General features: G+C 61.8%; 19 protein-coding genes. 8 read left to right on the top strand and 11 right to left on the bottom strand.

Annotated elements, in window-relative coordinates:
• The first annotated feature begins 500 nt into the window (after positions 1–500).
• The gene (locus VKT51_06330; protein ID HLJ83769.1) at positions 501–920 is read left to right on the top strand and encodes a phage holin family protein; all 420 of its coding nucleotides are present in this window, start codon (positions 501–503) and stop codon (positions 918–920) included.
• A 54-nt stretch (positions 921–974) separates the two neighbouring features.
• Here VKT51_06330 and VKT51_06325 read toward each other — a convergent pair whose 3' ends face one another.
• On the bottom strand, positions 975–1,244 hold the full coding sequence (locus VKT51_06325) for a hypothetical protein (GenBank protein HLJ83768.1): 270 nt from the start codon (positions 1,242–1,244) through the stop codon (positions 975–977).
• Positions 1,245–1,279: 35 nt separating this feature from the next.
• Here VKT51_06325 and VKT51_06320 point away from each other — a divergent pair, with 35 nt between their 5' ends.
• Positions 1,280–2,275 carry an NAD(P)/FAD-dependent oxidoreductase gene (locus VKT51_06320; GenBank protein ID HLJ83767.1) on the top strand — a complete coding sequence of 332 codons (996 nt, stop codon included), beginning with the start codon at positions 1,280–1,282 and terminating at the stop codon, positions 2,273–2,275.
• Between the two features lie 147 nt (positions 2,276–2,422).
• Here the strand turns inward: VKT51_06320 and VKT51_06315 are convergent, their stop codons facing one another.
• Entirely contained in the window at positions 2,423–2,992 is a 570-nt protein-coding gene (locus tag VKT51_06315) for a hypothetical protein (protein ID HLJ83766.1), read from the bottom strand.
• A 25-nt stretch (positions 2,993–3,017) separates the two neighbouring features.
• Positions 3,018–3,533 carry a hypothetical protein gene (locus tag VKT51_06310; GenBank protein ID HLJ83765.1) on the bottom strand — a complete coding sequence of 172 codons (516 nt, stop codon included), beginning with the start codon at positions 3,531–3,533 and terminating at the stop codon, positions 3,018–3,020.
• 105 nt (positions 3,534–3,638) lie between these two features.
• On the opposite strand from VKT51_06310, the gene VKT51_06305 reads away from it, so the two are divergent.
• The 4 genes from VKT51_06305 to VKT51_06290 all read left to right on the top strand — a co-directional run bounded on the left by VKT51_06305 (position 3,639) and on the right by VKT51_06290 (position 6,861).
• Positions 3,639–4,577: a DoxX-like family protein gene (locus tag VKT51_06305; GenBank protein HLJ83764.1), complete on the top strand. Its 939-nt coding sequence runs from the start codon at positions 3,639–3,641 to the stop codon at positions 4,575–4,577.
• Positions 4,574–5,251: a DUF4166 domain-containing protein gene (locus VKT51_06300; protein HLJ83763.1), complete on the top strand. Its 678-nt coding sequence runs from the start codon at positions 4,574–4,576 to the stop codon at positions 5,249–5,251. Before VKT51_06305 ends, VKT51_06300 begins: the two co-directional genes overlap by 4 nt.
• A gap of 42 nt (positions 5,252–5,293) precedes the next feature.
• Positions 5,294–6,235, top strand: coding sequence for a hypothetical protein (locus tag VKT51_06295; protein HLJ83762.1), 942 nt, complete (start codon positions 5,294–5,296; stop codon positions 6,233–6,235).
• Positions 6,236–6,405: 170 nt separating this feature from the next.
• The gene (locus tag VKT51_06290; protein ID HLJ83761.1) at positions 6,406–6,861 is read left to right on the top strand and encodes a thioesterase family protein; all 456 of its coding nucleotides are present in this window, start codon (positions 6,406–6,408) and stop codon (positions 6,859–6,861) included.
• Positions 6,862–6,863: 2 nt separating this feature from the next.
• On the opposite strand, the gene VKT51_06285 is transcribed toward VKT51_06290, so the two are convergent.
• The 3 genes from VKT51_06285 to VKT51_06275 are packed head-to-tail and all read right to left on the bottom strand — an operon-like array spanning position 6,864 to position 8,713.
• A complete protein-coding gene (locus VKT51_06285; GenBank protein ID HLJ83760.1) occupies positions 6,864–7,628 on the bottom strand; it encodes an ABC transporter permease in 765 nt (254 codons plus the stop codon).
• Entirely contained in the window at positions 7,621–8,310 is a 690-nt protein-coding gene (locus tag VKT51_06280) for an ABC transporter ATP-binding protein (GenBank protein HLJ83759.1), read from the bottom strand. Before VKT51_06280 ends, VKT51_06285 begins: the two co-directional genes overlap by 8 nt.
• A gap of 43 nt (positions 8,311–8,353) precedes the next feature.
• On the bottom strand, positions 8,354–8,713 hold the full coding sequence (locus VKT51_06275; GenBank protein HLJ83758.1) for a metal-sulfur cluster assembly factor: 360 nt from the start codon (positions 8,711–8,713) through the stop codon (positions 8,354–8,356).
• A gap of 57 nt (positions 8,714–8,770) precedes the next feature.
• On the opposite strand from VKT51_06275, the gene VKT51_06270 reads away from it, so the two are divergent.
• Complete coding sequence (locus VKT51_06270) at positions 8,771–9,607, top strand: MqnA/MqnD/SBP family protein (protein HLJ83757.1); 837 nt, start codon at positions 8,771–8,773, stop codon at positions 9,605–9,607.
• A gap of 4 nt (positions 9,608–9,611) precedes the next feature.
• Here VKT51_06270 and VKT51_06265 read toward each other — a convergent pair whose 3' ends face one another.
• Positions 9,612–10,352: a hypothetical protein gene (locus VKT51_06265; GenBank protein HLJ83756.1), complete on the bottom strand. Its 741-nt coding sequence runs from the start codon at positions 10,350–10,352 to the stop codon at positions 9,612–9,614.
• A 184-nt stretch (positions 10,353–10,536) separates the two neighbouring features.
• On the opposite strand from VKT51_06265, the gene VKT51_06260 reads away from it, so the two are divergent.
• Positions 10,537–10,884, top strand: coding sequence for a hypothetical protein (locus VKT51_06260; GenBank protein ID HLJ83755.1), 348 nt, complete (start codon positions 10,537–10,539; stop codon positions 10,882–10,884).
• Positions 10,885–10,957: 73 nt separating this feature from the next.
• Here VKT51_06260 and VKT51_06255 read toward each other — a convergent pair whose 3' ends face one another.
• The 4 genes from VKT51_06255 to VKT51_06240 all read right to left on the bottom strand — a co-directional run.
• The gene (locus tag VKT51_06255) at positions 10,958–13,621 is read right to left on the bottom strand and encodes a pitrilysin family protein (protein HLJ83754.1); all 2,664 of its coding nucleotides are present in this window, start codon (positions 13,619–13,621) and stop codon (positions 10,958–10,960) included.
• Positions 13,622–13,628: 7 nt separating this feature from the next.
• Complete coding sequence (locus VKT51_06250) at positions 13,629–16,250, bottom strand: pitrilysin family protein (GenBank protein ID HLJ83753.1); 2,622 nt, start codon at positions 16,248–16,250, stop codon at positions 13,629–13,631.
• Positions 16,247–18,895 carry an insulinase family protein gene (locus tag VKT51_06245; GenBank protein ID HLJ83752.1) on the bottom strand — a complete coding sequence of 883 codons (2,649 nt, stop codon included), beginning with the start codon at positions 18,893–18,895 and terminating at the stop codon, positions 16,247–16,249. Before VKT51_06245 ends, VKT51_06250 begins: the two co-directional genes overlap by 4 nt.
• 62 nt (positions 18,896–18,957) lie before the next feature.
• Positions 18,958–20,227 (bottom strand): pitrilysin family protein (locus VKT51_06240; protein HLJ83751.1); only part of this gene is annotated, 1,270 nt, incomplete at its 5' end.

The raw sequence follows: 20,227 nt of genomic DNA, 5'->3' as shown, positions 1-20,227 counted from the left end.
TGCCAATCACGCAATTCCACGTAAAGGGACATGGTTGAAGAGAGAAAGCGCCGAGGTTGATTCCTCGGCGCTCTTGCGTTCAGCTGACCATTTGCGGTTTACCGCCTGTTGCGGCTGCCCGACACTCGAACGGCCACCGAGTCGAGAAATGATGCGCCTTCCTGTATGAGCTCGCCGGCGCGAATGAGCGCTGCGCCGAGTTCGATCGCCCGTTCTGCGTTCGAATGTACATTTTGCGCGGCCTTCTTGACGGTCCGCCTGGCTTTGTTTGCCGTGTTCTCGACTCCGGCTTTTAGTTTGGAACCCATCTTTCGCCCAGACGATGTCTTATGCGACGATTTTCGCGCCGTCTTTTTAGCCCGCATCATTGCCTCCGGCGTGCGAAGAGCTCGAAAGTGATCTAGTCGTCGGTTTCCCTCGATTCCTCAAGGTCAAACGGATTCAACGTTTTCTGCGCACCGCCGGGCGGGTACGATGCGAGAAGTCGCATGGAGGGCGCGATGGCAAAAAATGATGGTCACGAGTCCGAATCGTTTACTGAATCGCTCAAACAGCTTGGGAGCGATATCAGCATATTGATCAGAGAGGATCTAGAATCCGCGCGCGCCGAGATGCTTCAAAAGGCGAAAGATGCCGGATTAGGCGCCGGGATGTTGAGCGGGTCTGCCGTGGCCGGATTGTTCGCGCTGCTCTGCCTCACGATGCTGACGATCGTGCTCTTAGCCTCATCGCTTCAGCTTTGGTTAGCGGTGCTGATCGTGACGATCGTCTGGGCCTGCGTGGCGGCGATTCTGGCCATTGCGGGCAAGCGGAAGATGGGCGACGTGGGCACCCCGCTTCCCGAACGGACGATAAACAAAGTCAAAGCGGACCTGCGCTCCGCAAAGCGTCAGGTCCGCTCCACCAACGGCGATGCATGAGCGGGCGTACGCGCGGAAACGCGCGGAGCCCGCGCCCATGATCGTTACGCCGCCCTATTTGGCTTTTTTCTTGCCTTTCTTTTTTGCTTTTCCCAGAGTCTTTTTCACCGCCTTTTTGACGGCTTGAACGACCTTCTTGACCGCGGATTTCTTTTTGGTCTTGCGACCTTTGCGCATTGCCATATTGCGTTTGTCTCCTAAGGACTGAAGTGGTCGGGACTCTTCCTCCGCATGCGCGCTTTGACCTCGCACCCGACTCAGACGGAGCATTCGCTCGGGCCGATCGCAGCCGGTTGATTGCCGCTCGGCAAAAGCGGGTACCATTGCGGCGTCGATATTGTTGTCGCAAGTAAAACGATATGACAGTGAAAGCTTCAGCCGCGGTGCCGCCTCCGAACGACGTTGTCCGCGGCGCTCTGTACGACGTCATCATCGTCGGCGGTGGAACGGCCGGCCTCAGCGCCGCACTGGTGCTCGGCCGTGCACGCCGAAAAGTACTGGTCTGCGATAACGGGCGGCCGCGCAACGCCGCAGCCGAACAAATGCATGGCTTCATCTCCAGGGACGGGATGCCGCCTGCGAAGTTTCTAGAAATCGCCCGGGCGGAACTTAGACGCTATCCAAGTGTTGAACTTATCAATTCGACCGTCAGTCTAGCGAAGCGGATCCAAAATGGATTCTCCGTGGATTTAGAATCCGGCGAAACGTTCTCCGGAAAGCGGCTCCTGCTCGCGAACGGGGTTCGGGATACGTTCCCGCCGATTGAAAATATTGCTGACTTCTGGGGGCGCGGCGTGTTTGTCTGTCCATTCTGCGACGGCTGGGAATTCCGCGATCGAAAGATCGCTGTCTACGGAAAGGGGCGAGAGGCAGTGGACCTCGCTCAAGAGCTGTATGGCTGGACGAAAGAAGTCGCGATCTGCAGCCAGAGCGAACCAAACACATTAACTGCGAAGCAGCGCCGTTGGATCGATGCGACGGCGTGTAAGTTCTTCGAAGGACCGATAAAGCGGCTCGTGGGCGACACGAACGGGGTGTTGGTCGCGCTGGAATTGGAAGATGGGAAGCGGGTAGCGTGCGACGCCTTGTTCATCCCAGCCCCGCTCCGTCAATGCTGTTCAATCGCCCAACGATTAGGCTGCAAGGTGGACCGCTCTCAAGCGATCGTCGTCGACAAGAAAAGTCAGACGCGTGTCCGCGGCTGCTATGCAGCCGGCGACGCGGTCACGACGGTTCACCAGGTGATTCTGGCTGCGTCGAGCGGCGCTAGGGCCGCGATCGCAATCTCGACTGACCTGCTTTGCGCAGAAGCAGATCTCATAGCTCGCCGGCGTAATGGCCGGCGGCCTGCGTGACCGAGCCCGCTCACGCCGCATTCAGACCGGTTTCAGGAACCGATCTTCAGCGCTCGCCCACTTCCGCGGCGATCTTCCTGACGGCCTGATCGATGCTCTTGAGCAGCGCGATGATCTCCGCAAGCGCCTTTGATGTATCGCTGTCAGTCACTGTTGTAACTCCGTGCATTCCCACGTGATCGAGCCGGCATTCTTTGCATTGCCGTCCAAGCTGAAGTTTCCCAACTGCGCTACTCCGTGGAGCCCATGTTCCGTTAAGCTCGTGTCGATCGTGCTGTCCTTCGTGATGCGAAGAGAGTCGGTCTTGAAGACGATCGCGAGCGCCGGATCCTGCGCGAGAACTTTATCCGATTCGCTGAACGTGCCGTCCGCGCCGGCATAGTCGGGGATGCGCAGCTTGCCATAGCTCACCTGGTCGTTCACACCGAACGTAAGCGTGTAGCCGCTGTCCGGACCAGCACCTGCGGGCGCCGCCGCACAGACCGGTGTGAAAGCGACCACGAGGTCCGGACTGAAATCTATTTTGCCCCATGGCGGTGTCGGCGAGGATGACGGTGCCGCCATCGAATCCGCACCGACGACCGCGCCGCTTGTATCTGTTGCCTCCGGCGTTACCGTCGCGGAAGCCGACGTGGTCTCCGACGAGTTTCTCGAGCATCCGCCGAGTGTGCAGAGCACACACCCGCAAAGCATCACAGCGACTACAAAACGCGTCATCTGCGAATTCCTTTCGTTGCGGCGCCTAGCCGCCGAAATATCCGGCAACGACCTTCTCGTGACTGGTCGGGGGATTGTCGTCGAGCAGCGCGGTGTCCGTCGTCACGATCACCACGCCCGCCATGGCACCCTTGAAACCGTCAACTCCGGGGCGCACTGCGGGCTGAACCGAATTTCCAAGCACCTTCGCGAGCAGCGCGTGGACGGAACAGTAGTAGTTGTAAATACCGACTCGACCGATGCGAACGGCGTACGTCGTAACCGCGCCGCCCTTTGCGGTCTGAACCAACCCGTTGATCGGTCCCATCGGCTTGCCCGTTGTTGGATCGAAGCCGACTATCGTATGGGCGCCGCCAGTGTCTTGACTGACGAAGACGATCTGTTCTCCTGGAGCGACCGCGATGACGGGTTCCAGGAAATGGTTGCCGCCGTTCATGTGGACATAGACCGGTCCAGGAGCGGACCGGCCGACCGTTACCGACGACGCGACGAGCAGAGCTGAAACGAAAAGAATCGAAGCCGCGATGACCGGACGAGACATTCTTGATCTCCCTACATTGATGCTTGCCCCCGGTTCGGGTTCGGTGCCTATGCCATATCGCCATTTTCGACGCCGGGGAGCCGTGAGGCTAGCCTCGAACCCCGATTGCTCGGGTCGACCACTTGTGAGGCCTGTTACTTGCAGATTTACGTTGACATCGTGATCAAGCGCCCACTGGACGAGATCTGGCGTTATACGCAAACGCCCGAATTGCACGAGCGCTGGGATCTTCGGTTTTTCAAGATAACGTATCTGCAGCGGCCTGACCCGACTCTGCCGCAACAGTTCGAATATAAAACGCGCATCGGATTCGGCACGGAAATACGAGGCGCCGGCGAGACGACAGCCTCCAAAGAGGATCGCAGCGGCGCACGCACTTCGGCGCTTCGATTCTGGTCCGACGACCCGAAGTCGCTCATCAAGAGCGGGTCCGGATACTGGAGGTATGAACCCGCCGCTGACGGAGTCCGATTCATCACCGGTTACGACTACGCGACGCGCTTCGGTGTTCTGGGTAAGGTATTCGACGCACTTGCGTTTCGGCCGCTGCTCGGCTGGGCCACTGCGTGGAGCTTCGATAGACTACGGCTGTGGCTCGAGTCAGATGTCGAACCCGCCGCCGCGGGCCAGCGCGCGCTGATAAACATGCTGGCGCGTGGCTCCATCGCGTTTGCATTTCTCTATCAAGGTCTGGTCCCAAAGCTCCTGTTCGCTGACGCGGACGAACGGCAGATGATGCTTGCCGCTGGGGTCGCGGCGTCGGCGATTCCCGAATCATTGCGTGCGCTGGGCGTCGCGGAAATCGCGTTCGCCGTCGTCTCGTTGATGGCGTGGCGTTCGCGCTGGCCGCTGGTCCTGGCCATGATATTGATGATCGTCGCTACCACAGTCGTCGCGGTCACATCGCCTCAGTATTTTTTCCGGGCATTCAACCCAGTCGTGCTAAACATCCTCATAGCGGTGCTCTCGTGCATCGGGCTGGTCGCGTCGCGGAACATACCGACGTCTCGAGCCTGCCTGCGGAGACCCGAGAAGAGCCCGTGACGTCGATTTACAGTAAAGCGCTCGGCGCGGATTTTCAGCGCCTCCATCCTCAGATGCAGCGCCGCTTCGGATTTAGCAGTGTCGATGGTGTCGCTGCCATCGGTCGAGGAGTCATGGATGAGATCTGGCACGGCGCGATCTTCACGCTTCCCTTTCTCCACCTTGGTGCGTGGCGACGGATCATGTTTCCCGAATCTGCGGTTGGAGTGCCCTTCAGTCTTGAAAATTATGCGTACATCGATTCGCTCGGTCGTGAAACGGTGACATGGATCCGTACTTTCGAGACTTCTCGAAGACGGCGCTTCGACGCGTACATGGTCTACAGCGGTCAACGAAACAAAATCGTTGACTACCTAGGGACCCATCAACACCTCGCGGTGGACATCGACCTTTCCGTTGCAAATAACGGCGGCCTTCGACTCCGCTCAGGGGAACAGCGATTCTACGAAGGTCCGGTGGCGTTCAAATTTCCGATGGCAATGTCCGGAATCGCCGACGTGTGCGAGTGGTTCGATGATAACGATGGTAAATTCCACATCGACGTTCGAGTCTCGAACAAACGCTGGGGACCACTATTCGGCTATAGGGGCTCCTTCGATGTTGAATGGCTGCCCGTGACGAGTGCTGAGGTTCCCGATCATATCCGGCCGCGTCGCGAAGAACGCCGTGAGTGAGCAAGCCTAGAAGGAGGAGATGACGCACGGTGACGCCTAGCGGTGGGCATGATCGGCTCGTTCGGCTCGCTCGTCACGGCAACGCTCGTCGCCGCCGCTCTGCACGCTAGCGCACCTTCGGGGACGACGCCGACGCCGACCGCACTGCCCACGCAATCCGCCGGCGATCAAAATTCCGCGACAAACGGCGATTTGATACTCGATCGCGCCGTTCAGATGTGGCGCGCCCGGACGTATCCGTCCTACATGCGCTATCTCATCGATGTGCGCGCGAAAGTCCGAGGCTCGTTGTACGCTGAAGGATTCCAAGCTTGGGTGCGCACGGCAGACGATTTCGTCATCACACAGCAAGCGCCGCTGTATTCCACGAACCAGCAGCCGAGCATGTACGGCACGCGATTCTCGATACTCGGCTGGGATTTTGCCCCGCATGAAGGCGTCGGCACGCCATACGGCGTGCCGCGCATCTCGCCGTTCTATTCGTTCGGTTTCGTGCCGCGCTCGGCGGTCGACTTCCATCCGCATCCGCAATCCACGGACAACGCGAACGCGACGGTGATCGGCAAGGTGACGGCGACCGCGCGTTACTACACCGCCACGCTCGTTGGCGAGGAGCAGTGCGACGCTGGGCCGTGCTGGCACTTAGCGCTGACACCAGTCGAAGATCCGGGCGAATATCGCGTGCGGGGGATGTGGGTGGACGAGGCGTCGTTTGAGCCAGAGCGGTTGACGGTTGCCGGCATCTTCAACGGCTGCTCCGCGACCACGGCAAATTGGGACGTGCGCTACATGAACTTCCACGGCCAGTGGCTGCTTCGCGAAGAGACCACCACGTCGAGCCTGCGCGCCGGCGGCGGAATCTTCGGATTTGGCTCATCCGTCTACGACCAGTTGACCTACACGCTGGGCCACTATCACTTCTTTGATTCGCTCGACGACTATCTGTTCTTCGATCGCGGCAGCACGGCGGCGATGCAGGAGTAAAGCCCGGCTCCGGACCGGTATGGTTTTCGATACACTAACGAGAAGTAGCCGAGCTACGGATGTGGCGATGGCCGAAAAAGGCACATATCGCCTCACAACGGGCGTGTCTGCGGCTGAAGCAGCCAAACAGCACCGACGTCGCTCGCCACGATAAGGAGTCACAAACAGACGTGCCCGAATCGCGCTTCAAGTTCAACCGGCCGATCACCGTCGCATTTCGCGACATCGACGGCATGCGCCATGTCAACCATGCACAATACCTCACGTACTGCGAGACGGTCCGCAACGAGTACTGGATGGAGATCACGGGCATCACGAAGGTCGAAGAGTTCGACTTCGTCTTAGCCGAACTCACCGCGCGCTATCAGGCGCCGGCGCACCTCGGAGACAAACTCACCGTCGGTTGCCGCGTCACGGAGCTTCGACGCTCGAGCTTTCTCGTCGAACACGAGATCAAGAACACCGATACTGGTCTGCTCATCGCCGAGGTCAACACCGCGCAGGTCATGTTCGATGTCGTGAGCGGGAAATCGATACCGTTGTCGGATCTGCGCCGGATGCAGATCGAGAAATATGAAGGGCGGCAGCTGACAGTGCTGACGTCAAAAAGTCGAGTGGTGAACTAAGCCTAGACGCGCAGGTTGACGCCGCGGCGCATCATCTCGAATGCGACCACGAGCACGATGGCGGCAACGCCGCTGACCACCGCGGCATCGGCCGCCAAGCTTATATCGACCGATCCCGTATACGAATAGCGAAACCCGTCGACCATGTACTGCATGGGATTGATGAGCGCGAAGCGCTGAACGAACGGCGGCAGCAGCGCGAGGCTCGTGAACACGCCGCCGACGTACGTGAGCGGGGTGATGACAAACGTGTTCACGATCGCGAGATTGTCCCATGTCTTCGCAAGCAAACCCCCCACCATGCCGATCGCCGAGAATAAGAGCGACGTCAAGGCCATGAAGAAGAGGTAGACGCCGATATTGCTCGGCCCGACGTGCACCACGAGCGCGCCGATGAGCATGACGAGCGTGCCGATGACCATGCCGCGCAAGACGCTGCCGGTGAGAAATCCCACGAGCAGTTCGAGGTACGAAAGCGGCGCGACGAGCAGCTCCTGGATCGAGTTCATGAAGCGGTGCTGGAAGATAGACGACGACGCCTCGTCGTAGCTGGATGAGATGACGTTGAGCATGACAAGGCCGGGCATGAGAAATTCCACATAGGAAACGCCGCCAAGCGTCTTGATCCTCGAACCGAGCGACAAGCCGAAGATGAAAAGGAAGAGCAGTGTCATGATGACGGGCGGCCAGATCACCTGATTGATGACCATCAAAGTGCGCTTGAGTTCGCGCCGGACGAGCGTGAACAATCCGATGTAGTTAACCACGCGCGTGCCTTCCGACGAGATCGAGAAAAATATCCTGCAGCGACGCTGAGCCGTGCCGCTCGATCAGCGAGCTCTTGTCCTCAAGCGCCACGAGGCGGCCTTCGTTGATGATGCCGATGCGCTGGCAGAGCAGTTCCACTTCCTCGAGGTAGTGCGACGTCATCAGAATCGTCATGCCGTCGGCGTTCAGCTCGCGTAAGAAGTCCCAGAGCTCGAGTCGCAACTCCACATCCATACCGGCGGTCGGTTCGTCGAGGATCAGCATGCGCGGCTGATGCACGAGCGCGCGCGCTAGCGTTAGCCGGCGTTTCATGCCGCCCGACAGCTGCAGCGGCGTCGCACGCCGTTTGTCGGTCAGGCCGAACCGCTCGAGCAACTCCGCCGTCCGCCGCTTCGCCTCGCGCGCGGGGACGCCGAAATAGCCCGCCTGGAACACCAATATCTCTTCGACGGTGAGGAACCGATCGAAATTGTATTCCTGCGGGGAGAGGCCGATGAGCGCGCGCGTCTCACGGAAGTCGCGCACGACATCGTGGCCGAAGACCTCAATCGTCCCTTCATGAAACGTCGCTAAGCCCACGATCGCGTTGATCGTGGTCGTCTTGCCCGCGCCGTTGGGTCCGAGAAAGCCGAAAAACTCGCCTTGCGCAACGTCGAACGAAAGGCTGTCGACGGCCGAGATCGTTCCGTATCGTTTGGTAAGGCGCCGGATGGAGACGGCGTTGCTAATAGTAGAAGCCCATCATCATCTTGGCCTCATCGCTCGCCATGGTGCGCGGGTCCCATGGCGGCGAGAATGTGAGGTCCACGTGACAATCGGCGACGCCCGGAACCTGCGAAACAGCGGACTGAACGCTTGCCATGAACGCGCCGGCGACGGGGCAGCCCGGCGACGTGAGCGTCATGACGACGTCGACTTTTGAACCGTCGATCTTGATGTCGTAGATCAGACCGAGGCTGACCACGTCGAGCCCGATCTCCGGATCGACGACGTTTTTCAACTCTTCGCGGATGACTTCTTCGGTGATCGCCGGCGCCGGCGCATTTTCGACTGCGCTCTCGACGGGCTGAGTGTTTGCTTCCATGATCGCTTCAAGTATTCGGGGGCGGAGAAAACGCCTTCCTGCGCGAAACGAAACGCCATGTCGCGAACGCTCACACTTGGACACTCGCCGGATTCCGACGATGCTTTTATGTTCTACGGATTGGCCAGCGGTCGCGTGCCGACAAACGGCCTGCAGTACGAACACATCTTGCGCGATATCCAAACGCTCAACGACTGGGCCAAAGTAGGCAAGCTCGACACCACTGCGATCAGCGTGCACGCCTACGCCTACGTCGCAGACAAGTATGCGATTCTGACGCACGGTGCGTCAATGGGCGAGCGCGACTACGGACCGATCGTCGTGGCGCGCGGCGCGGTGAACCCGGAAAAACTCCGCGGCGCCACCGTCGCCGTGCCCGGACTCATGACGAGCGCGTATCTCGCGCTGCGGTTGTGCGTCGGTGGGTTCACACCGGTCGTCATGCCGTTCGACACGATCATGGAAGCCGTCGCAGAAGGCCGAGCAGAGTATGGCCTGCTCATCCATGAAGGTCAGCTCACGCATGCGAGCCTCGGACTGCACTCCATCGTGAATCTTGGAACGTGGTGGTATGAGACCACTGGCCTGCCTCTCCCCTTGGGTGTGAACACGATCCGGCGCGACCTGCCGGACGACGTGAAGCGCGAAGCTTCGCGTCAGTTGCGCGCGAGCATCGAATTCGGATTGGCCAATCGCGCCGACGCGCTGCAGTGGGCCATGCAGTACGCGCGCGGCCTCGCCACGCCCACCGCCGACAAATTTGTCGGCATGTACGTGAACAACAGAACCGTGGATATGGGCGATGAGGGCCGCCGCAGCATCCGGCTTTTCTTGCGGCGCGGGGTCGAAGCCGGCATCGTGCCGGATGTCGGAGAGATCGATTTCGTAAGCTAGCGCGTCAGTGCGGCCGGCACGCGCATGACGGACTATGGATCGGGCCCCCGTTCCCGCCGCCTCCTCCGAAATCCAAGAACCCGAACAACACCGCAAAGAACGGCCAGATACCGCGTTTGGGTCGCGACCCGAGTTGGATCGTGGTTGGCGACGGAACAGGCGACGGCGCCGCCGAGGTCGCGGGCGTGGCGACTTGAACGGGTGCCGGCGGTGGCGTCGCGGACACCGGGGGTACCATAGCGACGGGCCGTGATGCGACTTCTCGTCGCGGCGGAAGCGCCGCTGCACGGACGATCCGCTCGCGCAAGATCGAGAGATTGCCGCAAGCGACCGGCACAAATATTCGCAGCCGTGCATTCGCTGACGATTCATCGTATTCGAAACCGTACGTGGCAGCAGGGATAAGCACATCGCGGATGACGCGCACCTTCGAGCCATCGAACCACGTCATCGCCGAGAGATGGCGCGGCACGAGTCCCCAAGCGGGCTTGACAGTCTGGACTGCGTCGCGGAAAGCCCGAAACTCGCCGCCGGTCATCCCGGCCAGTGCCGCAGCTGTGGCCAACCTGTCTTCATTGCGGGCCACGTTGACCTGGAGCTGTGCAAGCGTCTCGGTTTGGCCGAGGAGCGGCGCCGATCCAAGCTCGGCGATAACGGTTGTCGCAGAAGCCGCCGACGGCCGGAGCAAGGCGAGGATAAGCGCGATAGCCAAGAAACGGAAGATCAACCGGATCTGTTTGGGCATGCCCGTGCTACTTGTCGTGTGAGTCCACGCACATCCTTGTGGAGAGAAAGTTCTCGGATGCTTGCATGCCAGACGGTCGCCCTGCAAAGTCAGCGGGCTTTGGATTGGTCATAGTCAGGGTGGAACGCTTGCTTGCCGTCAATCGTTATCGAAGATGATGGGCTTCCGAACGAACTCAACCGCGATGATCCTGGCAAGTCTGCTGTGCGCGACACTCGCCAGCGCTGCCGTTGCTTCTCCGTTGCAGAGCCATCCGCGACCAGCCTCGTCGCCTTCGTCGTCCGCCGCGTCGCCAGATCAAGGAAGCTTCGCGTATGTGGGCCGCGTGACGAAAGTCGAGTACGCAGCCAACGATGTCGTGCTCGCGACCAAGAGCGGCCGAACCGTGACGATCACCGTCACGCCCACGACGGCGATCGACGTCGGAGGCGGCCCCGGCAGCATCGCCGACATCCGGCCGGGCGTCCGGATCCGCGTTGAAGGTTTCGATCGCGGCGACGCGCTGATCGCGGTCGCCATCAGCGTTCTGTAGGGCGGACCTTTATGGTCCGCCGGCGCGCGATGTGGGGCGGACCTTCATGGTCCGCCGGCGCGCCTTGCGTTCATTATGGCGTGGGTCCCTGAACGATCTGCACAAAATCGGCCGGACGGATATATTTCGCGAACGCCGCGGTGATCTGCGCCGCGGTGATCTGCAAGTAACGCGACTGCGCTGACGCGTCGTCCAGCGGCTGACCCGCCGACGCTCGATCGAGCAGCGTCTGAGCGACGCCGCCTTGGCTCGATTCTTGAAGCGGTAGTGCGCGAACCGCGAGCGCCTTGACTCGCAGGAGCTCGTCGGCAGTCGGTGGCGTCGTGCGCATGGCCTGAAGATCGCGTTGCACGATACCTGCCACCCGCGCCACATTCCCCGGATCACAGCCCCACTGGACTTCGTAGGCATAGCGGCCACCGTCGGCGTTGAACTTCGTCGTGACGTAGTAGACGAGACCCGACTGCTCGCGAAGATCGCGATACAGGCGGCTTGCGTAAAACTCCGACGCGAGCATCTGATCGCCCAGCGAGAGCGCATCGAAATCGGCCGTGCCCGATCGAACCCCCATCGTCTCGGCGAACGTCACGCTGTCTTGCACGGCGCCGAACGACGGAATGGCCACCTCCGTGCGAGCGTTGTGGGGCGCGGGCGGCAGGCTCGTCGCCGGCGGAGCGCCCGATGAATGCCAGTTCGAGAAATAGCGTCGCACGACTTCCAGCGCGTGCTTGTCGTCCACGTCTCCGACCACGACGATCGTCGTCAGGTCCGGCCGGATCGTGGCATTGAAATAATCGCGCACGTCTCGCAGGCTCAATCCGTTGATTGTCGCCGGTGTGGCAACGCGCTGAACCGGATCACCTTTGGGGTACAGCGCCGCATAGAGGCTGACCGCCGACTTGTATTCGGGCGTTTCGGAAGTACCCTGCACGCGATCTGCGATCGCGTTGCGGATCGACTCAAAATTCTCCGTTGGAAAGAACGGATGGATCTCGTTGTCGGCGAGCAGCAGCATGCCGCGGTCGAAACCGGCGGCCGGCACGCGCAGCGAGAACGTGGAACCCGCGCGCTCTTCGGCGCCGATCTGGCTGACGTCGGACAAGAAGTCGAGTGGAGATTCCGAAGCCGACCCGTCCGTGAAGAGCTGATCGAGCATGATCGATACGCCTTCCTTGCCCGGCGGCGCCTCGATGTCCGGATCGTTTCGTACCTGGCCGAGGACTGTGACTGCTCCGCTGCCAGGTTCGGTCTGCACGATCACACGTAGGCCGTTTGGCAGCGACGTGTCGAGCGGGTGCAGCGTCGAAGGCGGCACGCCGGTGGATTCGACGACCGACGCCGCCCAGTCCGGGAGCGCGACGGGCACAGCATCCTGGGGCGCAAACGATTCCGATGCTCCAAACGCATCGCCGGGTACGGCGGCGCCGGAATCGCGCGGCGTGAGTTCGGCAGAGAGCTCCGTGCTCGCGTTCATGTACTCGCCGGCGACTCGATCCACGTCGTCCACCGTGACCGCTTTGATCGCAGCGATGTCGTCGTCGGGTGACGCGCGTCCTTCGACTGCGACCGCTTGGCTCCACGCCTGCGCCAGACCCTCGATGGACGAACGCTGGAAGAGGTCCTGCGCCACGGCCTTGCGCTTCGCGTCCAGCACGAGTTCGGCAGAAAATCCGGCGCTGATCGAATCGGCCACGTTCATCGCCACCCATCGCTTGACGTCGGGAACGAACTGCGGCTTAAGGGCTGCCGCCATCGCAAGTCCGAAGCTGGCTTTGGGCATGTCGTCGAGCACGAACGACGCGTTGTAGACTTTGTCATGCGGTATGCCGCTGAAGAACGGCGAACGCTCGTCGGCCATGACGTTGGCCAGCACCTCTGCGGCGGCAAAATCATGCGTATCGGAGCCGGGGAACCGGTATGCGACGAGCGCGAACCCTAGCGGCAGGGCCGTGTCGAATGAGACGTCGGCCAGTTTCGGCGCCGGCAAAGCAAACGACGGATGCGCCGGCAGCGGAGCAGAGGGGATCGCGCCGAACAAGCGCGTCACATCGCTGATAACAGTGGATGGTTCAACGTCACCGACGACGACGAGGATGGCGTTGTTCGGATGATACCAGAGGTCGTAGAACGCCCTGATCGATGATGCGTTCAAAGAATCGAACGCGTCGCGCGTGCCGACACCGGGCGCCGCATACGGCGTGCCGACGAACATATCCGCAAGAAGATCCGCCCGAGCTCGGTAGATCGGATTGGAGAGATCGGATGAGACCTCTTGTTCGATCGCACCGCGCTCCTTGATCCAGTCGTCCTGCGAGAGCAGCGCCCCGCGCATGCGGTCGGCTTCGACGTGAAGCACGACGTCGAGAGCATTTGCAGGCACGGTGAAGATGTATTGCGTCACGGTGGGCTGCGTGTCGCCGTTGAGATCACCGCCGAGCCCGGCAGCGATGCTTGCAAGCTGCGCACCGCTTACTCCGGTCGAGCCGCGGAACAGCATGTGCTCTTGCGCATGCGCCATGCCCGGCACGTCTGGCGGATCGTCCTCCGAACCCACGAGATAGTTCATCTCGGTCGTCACGACCGGTGCAAGTGTGTCTCGGACCGCGATGACCCGGAGCCCGTTGGCGAGCGTGGCCCGCGCGACGGAAGATGTATCAGCAAACGACGGTGCTGCGGCTGCGCCGACGGCAAGGACGGCGACGCAAAACGCGGACGCCGCGACGAAAAGGTTTCTCATAACGTGCTCAGTGCGGCACCGGCCCCGAGACGACAGTGACGAAATCGCCGGCTCGAATCCACCGCGCAAATGCCGCTTGCACATCCTGCCCGCTTAGATGCTCGATGGCATCAACGGCTCGTGCATCCTCATCAAGCGGCAAACGGGCCGTGCTGAGGTCGAGCGCGTGGGTCGCAAAGTCGTCTTGGTTCGCGAGGCCGAGGGCGAGTCGACCGACGACCCGCAGCTTAGCGCGCGCGAGTTCCGCATCGCCGGGTGGCGATTGCGTGAGGGCAAGGACGTCGTGACGCACGATCGCTTCCGCGCGCGACACATTGACCGGATCGCATGCAAAGCCGATTCCGAACGTCGACCTCGTATCCCCGACATTCAGATCGGTTCCGACAGAGTAGACGAGTCCTTGCTGCTCGCGCAGATCGTCGAACAAGCGCGAGGCAAAACCGTCTCCGCCGAGTATCTCATTTGCCAACAGGAGCGGATAATAGTCGCGATTCGATCGCACGACTTCGATGGATTCTTTCATATCGACGTTATCGGCTTGTTCGGCATCATCGCGGAGAAACACGGAATCGGCGGAATTCGGCGCCACCGGCGGAAGATCGGTGACCGGCGGTATGAGAGCCGCCCGCCACGATCCAAACCACTTGCTCACAGAGGCGACCGCGTCATCGGCTGTGACCGGTCCCTCGATGACTATGGTGGTGAGATTCGGGATGAACGACGAACCGTAGTACCGCGTCACATCCGCCATCGTGAGCGAGAGCGAGGAAGTGATGGAGATCGAACGCAGTTCCGGATCGCCTGCCGGGTAAATGCGCGCGGCGGCGGCCTGGTCCACGGCGCTGGCCGTCAGCGCATCGATGAACACCGACGCTCGTGCGATATCAAATGCTTGCTTGGAAAGAGCCGGCGTCGTCTCGCTTTCGGCGAGCAACTGGACGCCGCGGTCGAAATCGCCGCGCAGGACAGCGATCCCGAATTCGCTGCCCGTCTTTTCATCGGCGCCGATGGAATCGAGGTCCGTCGCAAATGTCGATTGATCTGTCGCCCGCGGCGCAAACCCGAGCATGAGATCGGTGAGCTTGGCCACGCCCTCCTTTCCCTGAGGTTCCTCCAAAGAAGGTTGCGATATGACGCGCCCCCGGATCACGACGACACCGCTTTCCGGCTGCGGAATGACGATCACGTGCAAACCATTGGACAACGTGCGCTCGGTCGCGGCAAAACCTAACGACGCGGGGTCGATCGTGGCCGGCTGCGCCCAATCCGGAAGGGATTTCGGCGCGACGGATTGCGGTGCAAAAACCTCGGGATTCGACTCCGGCTTCCGCTTTGCAGCGGCCACCCGCAGGTCGGACACGACGCTGATGGCCTGTGACGCGTCGAGATATTTCTTCGCCACGCGGTTCACATCGGCGACCGTGACGCGCGCATACGCCGCGGCGTCGAAGTCCGGCGAATCGTGGCCTTCGACCGCTACGGCGTTCGTCCACGCATCGGCGACAGAGTCTGTCGATCCGGGGAGGGCCTGGACCGACAATGCTTCGCGTCTTTGCGCTGCCGTCACGAGATCCGAGGGCACGCCGAGCGAGGAATAATCCGTGATGATCTGCTGGAGCAGGTCACGCGCGATACCGCCGCCCTGATAGTTGGCGAACGACGCATGCACGATGACGAACGATGCGGCGGGAAGTCCGAAGATCGGCGCGATGCCCGCTTCCTGCGCTCTGCCGCGGAGAACGAGCGCGCCAAGCGCGCTGCGCTTATCGGCAAGCGCGTCCACGAGCACTCGGGCAGCGGCAAAGTCAGGGCTATCGCTTCCGGGCAGCCGATAGGCCACAAGATCGGCTGCGAGCCCGGGTACGTGGGCGGACGGCGCATGCACGGCGCCAAGAAGGACGCGAGCATGCTGCGGCGGTGGGCCGGCGGGAATGCCCGAGAGCAAGGCCGTCGCTTGTGCTATAGCGTCCGCAGGTTGGATGTCACCGGCGATCACGAGCACCGCATTGTTGGGCGAGTACCAGCGCCGCGCAAATTCCTGAAGCATGCCCGCCGTCGTCGCGTCAAACGACGATCGGGTTCCAAGGCCGTCTACGGCGTACGGAGTTCCTGCGAATGCGGTCGCCTGCATACTGCGAAGGCTGACGTATGCGGGTGAGGAGCTATCGCGAGCGACTTCCTGTTCGATAGCGCCGCGTTCGCGCGCCCATTCATCGGCAGCGTCGTCGATGCCGCGCAGCCGGCACGCCTCGACGTGCAAGACGATTCCGAGATCCGCTGCGGGCAGCGTCGTGCGAAACGTCGTCGTGGTCGGCTGGGTGAAAGCGTTCGCGTCACCGCCAAGTTCGGCGAAGATGCCGCCAACTTGGTCGCCGGTAAGGCCGGCGAGTCCGCGAAATGCCATGTGCTCTTGCGCATGCGCCATGCCGGGAAAACCGGGCGGCGTATCGACGGCTCCCACGAGGTATGTCATCTCGACCGTGACTACCGGCGCGATCGCGTCGCGAACGGCGATGATCCGAAGTCCGTTGGCGAGCGTGGCGCGGTCCACGGCCGCGCCGCTTGCCGAAAGCGAAGACGATGTCAGGGACGCAGCGGCGACCGCGAGCGCCGCGACAAATGCGATCATGAACCCCCGACTTCGAGATCGACGAACCCCTGTGCGCGCACGAGTTTCACAAACGCCGCGCGGACGTCGTCCGGCGTCAAGGTCAGATACGTGCGAGCATCGAGCGAAGGCTGGTTGAGCGGTTCGCCCGCGACGGCAAGATCCAGGTACTTCCCCGCGATTGATTGCGGACTGTCGAGTTGCAGGACGAGCTGACGGATCAGGAGCGCTTTGACTTGCGTCAGATCGGCGGTAGACAGCGGAGAGGTCTGCATCGCGCGGATGTCTTTGAGAATGATGCCTTTGATTTTTTCCGCGTTCGCCGGAAGACTGACGAATCGCACGCTGTAGGTCGATCGAGTCGGTCCGATGGCGAGCGAGTCGGATACGAAGAACGCGAGCCCGGCGTGATCGCGGATGTCGCGCGCAAACCGGCTGCCCGAGAGCGTGCCGCCGAGAGCCTCGACCCCGGCGGTCAACGCTGACGCCTGCTGGCTGACGGGAGTGACGTCGAGTGTTTCTTCCAGCGTCACAAGCTTGTAACCGAATCCCGGATCCGGCTGGTTCTGGAAGTACGGCTTATTTTGCGGCACGGCAGGGAGGTCGACGGCGGGAGCCGGCGTCACGGGGCGTTGCCATGTTCCGAACCACTTTCCGATTTCACTCGATGCCGTGCTCGGATCGACGTCTCCGATGACGACGATGACCGTTCGGTCGGGCCGAAACGCCGCTGTGTAGTATGCCTGCGCATCGTCGGTCGCCAGCGCTCCGACGCTATCCGAGTTCGCCACGCGAAGGCTCGGATCGGACGGTGGGAATAGATGGGCATTGAGCGTTTGACCGATCCATGCCCCCATCGTGTGAATCGAATTGTCGGCGTTGGCGCTCACCGCTGAACGCGCGTTCGCAAACGCTGTGTCGTCGAAGGTCGGATGCAGCTCGTCGTCCGACAAGAGGGCGAGTCCTCGATCGAAATCCGGCGGCGCGACGCTGAATTGGAAGCTCGATCCTCCGTGCAGTTGGCCGCCGATCTCGTCGACGGCGCGCGCGAACGCTTCCGGCGACATATCGGCCGGTCCCTGTGCGATAAGGCGGTCGAGCAGCAAGCCCACGCCTTCGGCGCCCGGCGGCGCCTCCATGTTCGCGTCCACATGGACGCGGCCGTACACGGATACGAATCCCGATCCGCGTATCGGCACAGAGATGACGCGCAGCCCGTTCGGCAGCGTCGCATCCATAGGAGTAATGGACAACGGCAGCGTTTCGGGTGGGACCGATGCAGCCGCCGCCCACGACGGCAAAGGAGCGTTGGACGATGCAGCAGACAAAACGGTCTGCGACTTCGCCGTCGCCGCCGGCGCCACGTTCGTCACGCTCGATGCTACGACGATGCGGTCCGCGTTGAGATATTGCCCAGCTACGCGTTTGATATCCGTCCCCGTCACCGCGCGAACGGCGGCCAGGTACTGCTCGGGCGTGGTATCGGCCATCTCTGCCGATGCGGTTCCCAAATATCCCGCAAGGTCCGGCGCATCCGCGATGTCGAGCTGCAAGCTCAGCTCTTCGCCGCGCTTTGCCGACTCGAGCGCGCTTTCCGAAAGGCCTTGAGCGGCCAGGGTCGTCAGCACGTCTCGCATCTTCTTCGCGACGGTCTTCGGGTCGGTATCGCGGCCCGTACTCGCTTGCCCGCACGCCACAAGCGCCTGCCTCGCTTGGAAAACCGTCGAGAAGTTCGCGGAGATAGCCGTTCCTTGCAGCGCGAGCGCGTGGATATCTGCGCTCGCCGCATTCAGCGCGCGTTCGATCACTTGACCGGCCGCATAGTCCTGGCTGCCCAGCCCGGGCAGTTCGACGCATGCATACGCCCAACGAGCCACCACATCGCCTTTGATCGAAATCGTGGCGCCGTGCGGCGCGGGCGCGGATTGATCGTCGTGTTTTCCGACCACGATCTTACGGAGCGACCCGAAATCGCTCTTCGCCAACGCAACGACCGAATTCGGATCGACATCGCCGGTGACGACGAGCACGGCATTGTTCGGCCCGACCCAGCGGTTCCAAAAGGCGCTGACATCGGCGAACGGCGTCGCGCCGAGCGCGTCGGGCATGGCGATGTCTCTCACGGGTGTCCACCCCGGAAAGAGCGCGTTGCCCACCTCACGGCCCCAGATGTAACCGTAGCTCGTCGAAAGTTGCCGCAGATTTTGGGCCTCAAGCCGGCGGTCGAGATTCCAGTCCGCACTCGTCGCGCCCAGTCCGCGCATCCGCGCCGCTTCGAGCATAAGGATGGTCGGCAGATCGACGCTAGGAACGGTCGAGACAAATCGCGTGAGCGTTTCGGCCGTATAGACGTTCACGCTGCCGCCGACCGCACCCACGAGCTTCGAGAGCTGATCGGCATTCAATCCATCGACCTGCCGCGTCATGAACTCCGAGACTCCGAACGCCAGACCCGCATTGGACGACGGCGAATCGGCGACACCGAAAAGATAGTCCATGGAGACTGTCGCGATCGGTGCGGTCGCTTGCCGTTCGACGACGACGCGCAGACCGTTATCGAGCGTGACCCGCGCGACCGCGGGAGAGTCGGCATACGCCGGCGCAGCCGTGATCGAGCCGGCGACAAAAAAAGCAATCGCGGCGATGTGAATCGGCCGATTATCCATGACGCTACCATTCGGGTCCGCGCGCAAAACGCCTCGGCCCCGAACGGGTCTGAAGGTCACATCTACTGCGGGTTCGGCCCTAGCACGACGTCCACGAAACCGCCGACGCGGATCCATCTCTGAAACGCGGCTTGGATTTGCGCCGGAGTGATGTTCAGATATCGCCGTGCGGCCCGACTTGGTTCGTCGAGCGGGAGGCCGCTCGTGGCGCGCGCGAGCAGACCCGATGCGACGTCGTTTTCACTCGATTCCGCAAGCGGGATCTGGCGCAGCAACAACGCCTTTGCTTGTTGGAGCTCGCCCGCCGTCACCGGCTTCTTTTGCATCGCAGCGACGTCGCGCACGATGAGCCCGCGCGCCTTCGAGACGTTTTGAGGATCGCAGCCGAAATCGACACTGAACGTCGATCGCGTCTTGCCGACGCTCAGGTTGTTGCCCACGAAGTAGACGAGTCCGGCCTTTTCGCGCAGATCCCGATACAGTCGTGTGGCGTAGAACCCGCCGCCTAAGACGTGGTTGCCGACTTGCAATGCATAGTAGTCGGGATTCGTTCTGACGACGCCGATGTTTTCGATCATGGTCGCCGAGTCTTGAACTCTCGAAGAGTCGGGGACGACCGTGCTCGACGGTGAGTTCGCAGCGATCGGCGGCAAGTCGGTGACGGGTCGAGCGCCATGCGCCGCCCAACCGCCGAACCATTTCAAAACGGAAGCGCGTGCTTGTTCCGGCGTGACATCGCCGATGACGACGATGGTGGTCATGTCCGGACGGAACGCGGCGTCATAATAGGACTGCGCATCAGGGAGCGTCAGGCCTGCGACCGTGGTGGGCGTCGCTTCTCGAAGCGCCGGGTCGCCTGCCGGGAGAAGCGCCACGTCGATCGCGCGCGACTGTTTGTACGCGGGGCTCGCGAGCTGGCCGGAAAGTGCTTGGGCTAAGTTCCTCTGTTCGACCGGGAAAGCGTCCGCCGGCAACGCCGGGTGCAGCTCGTTGTCGGCGAGCAGCTGCATGCCGCGATCGAAGTGCTGCGCGAGTACCGAGAGTGAGAACGACGCGCCTGCGGATTCGTTCGCAGCGATGTCGTCAAGCTGCTTTTGAAACGCCAAGCGGTCGAGCGACGTCGAGCCGTATTGGAAAAGCTGGCCGAGCAGCGAGTCCAAGCCTTCCTCACCCGATGGCACTTGCAGCGCCGGTTCCTGGCGGACTTCACCGATCACGCTCACCGTCGGGCTGACGGTCTCGGGTCGCACGATCAAGCGAAGGCCGTTCGGCAGCGTTGTGTCGTACGGCGCAGCGCTCGGAGGCGGCAGCGCGAGCGATGCGAGCGCTGCC

Source organism: Candidatus Eremiobacteraceae bacterium (genome assembly GCA_035295225.1).
Taxonomy (GTDB): domain Bacteria; phylum Vulcanimicrobiota; class Vulcanimicrobiia; order Eremiobacterales; family Eremiobacteraceae; genus JABCYQ01.
The sequence above is the reverse complement of the archived record's forward strand: the minus strand, read 5'-3'. Positions and strand labels throughout refer to the sequence as shown.

What these genes read in the sequence shown, in the direction of transcription:
- VKT51_06330 (HLJ83769.1), top strand. Translation starts at nt 501, where the DNA reads ATGGCAAAAAATGATGGTCACGAGTCCGAATCGTTTACTGAATCGCTC.
- VKT51_06325 (HLJ83768.1), bottom strand. Translation starts at nt 1,244, where the DNA reads ATGGTACCCGCTTTTGCCGAGCGGCAATCAACCGGCTGCGATCGGCCC.
- VKT51_06320 (HLJ83767.1), top strand. Translation starts at nt 1,280, where the DNA reads ATGACAGTGAAAGCTTCAGCCGCGGTGCCGCCTCCGAACGACGTTGTC.
- VKT51_06315 (HLJ83766.1), bottom strand. Translation starts at nt 2,992, where the DNA reads ATGACGCGTTTTGTAGTCGCTGTGATGCTTTGCGGGTGTGTGCTCTGC.
- VKT51_06310 (HLJ83765.1), bottom strand. Translation starts at nt 3,533, where the DNA reads ATGTCTCGTCCGGTCATCGCGGCTTCGATTCTTTTCGTTTCAGCTCTG.
- VKT51_06275 (HLJ83758.1), bottom strand. Translation starts at nt 8,713, where the DNA reads ATGGAAGCAAACACTCAGCCCGTCGAGAGCGCAGTCGAAAATGCGCCG.
- VKT51_06270 (HLJ83757.1), top strand. Translation starts at nt 8,771, where the DNA reads ATGTCGCGAACGCTCACACTTGGACACTCGCCGGATTCCGACGATGCT.
- VKT51_06265 (HLJ83756.1), bottom strand. Translation starts at nt 10,352, where the DNA reads ATGCCCAAACAGATCCGGTTGATCTTCCGTTTCTTGGCTATCGCGCTT.
- VKT51_06260 (HLJ83755.1), top strand. Translation starts at nt 10,537, where the DNA reads ATGATCCTGGCAAGTCTGCTGTGCGCGACACTCGCCAGCGCTGCCGTT.
- VKT51_06255 (HLJ83754.1), bottom strand. Translation starts at nt 13,621, where the DNA reads ATGAGAAACCTTTTCGTCGCGGCGTCCGCGTTTTGCGTCGCCGTCCTT.
- VKT51_06250 (HLJ83753.1), bottom strand. Translation starts at nt 16,250, where the DNA reads ATGATCGCATTTGTCGCGGCGCTCGCGGTCGCCGCTGCGTCCCTGACA.
- VKT51_06245 (HLJ83752.1), bottom strand. Translation starts at nt 18,895, where the DNA reads ATGGATAATCGGCCGATTCACATCGCCGCGATTGCTTTTTTTGTCGCC.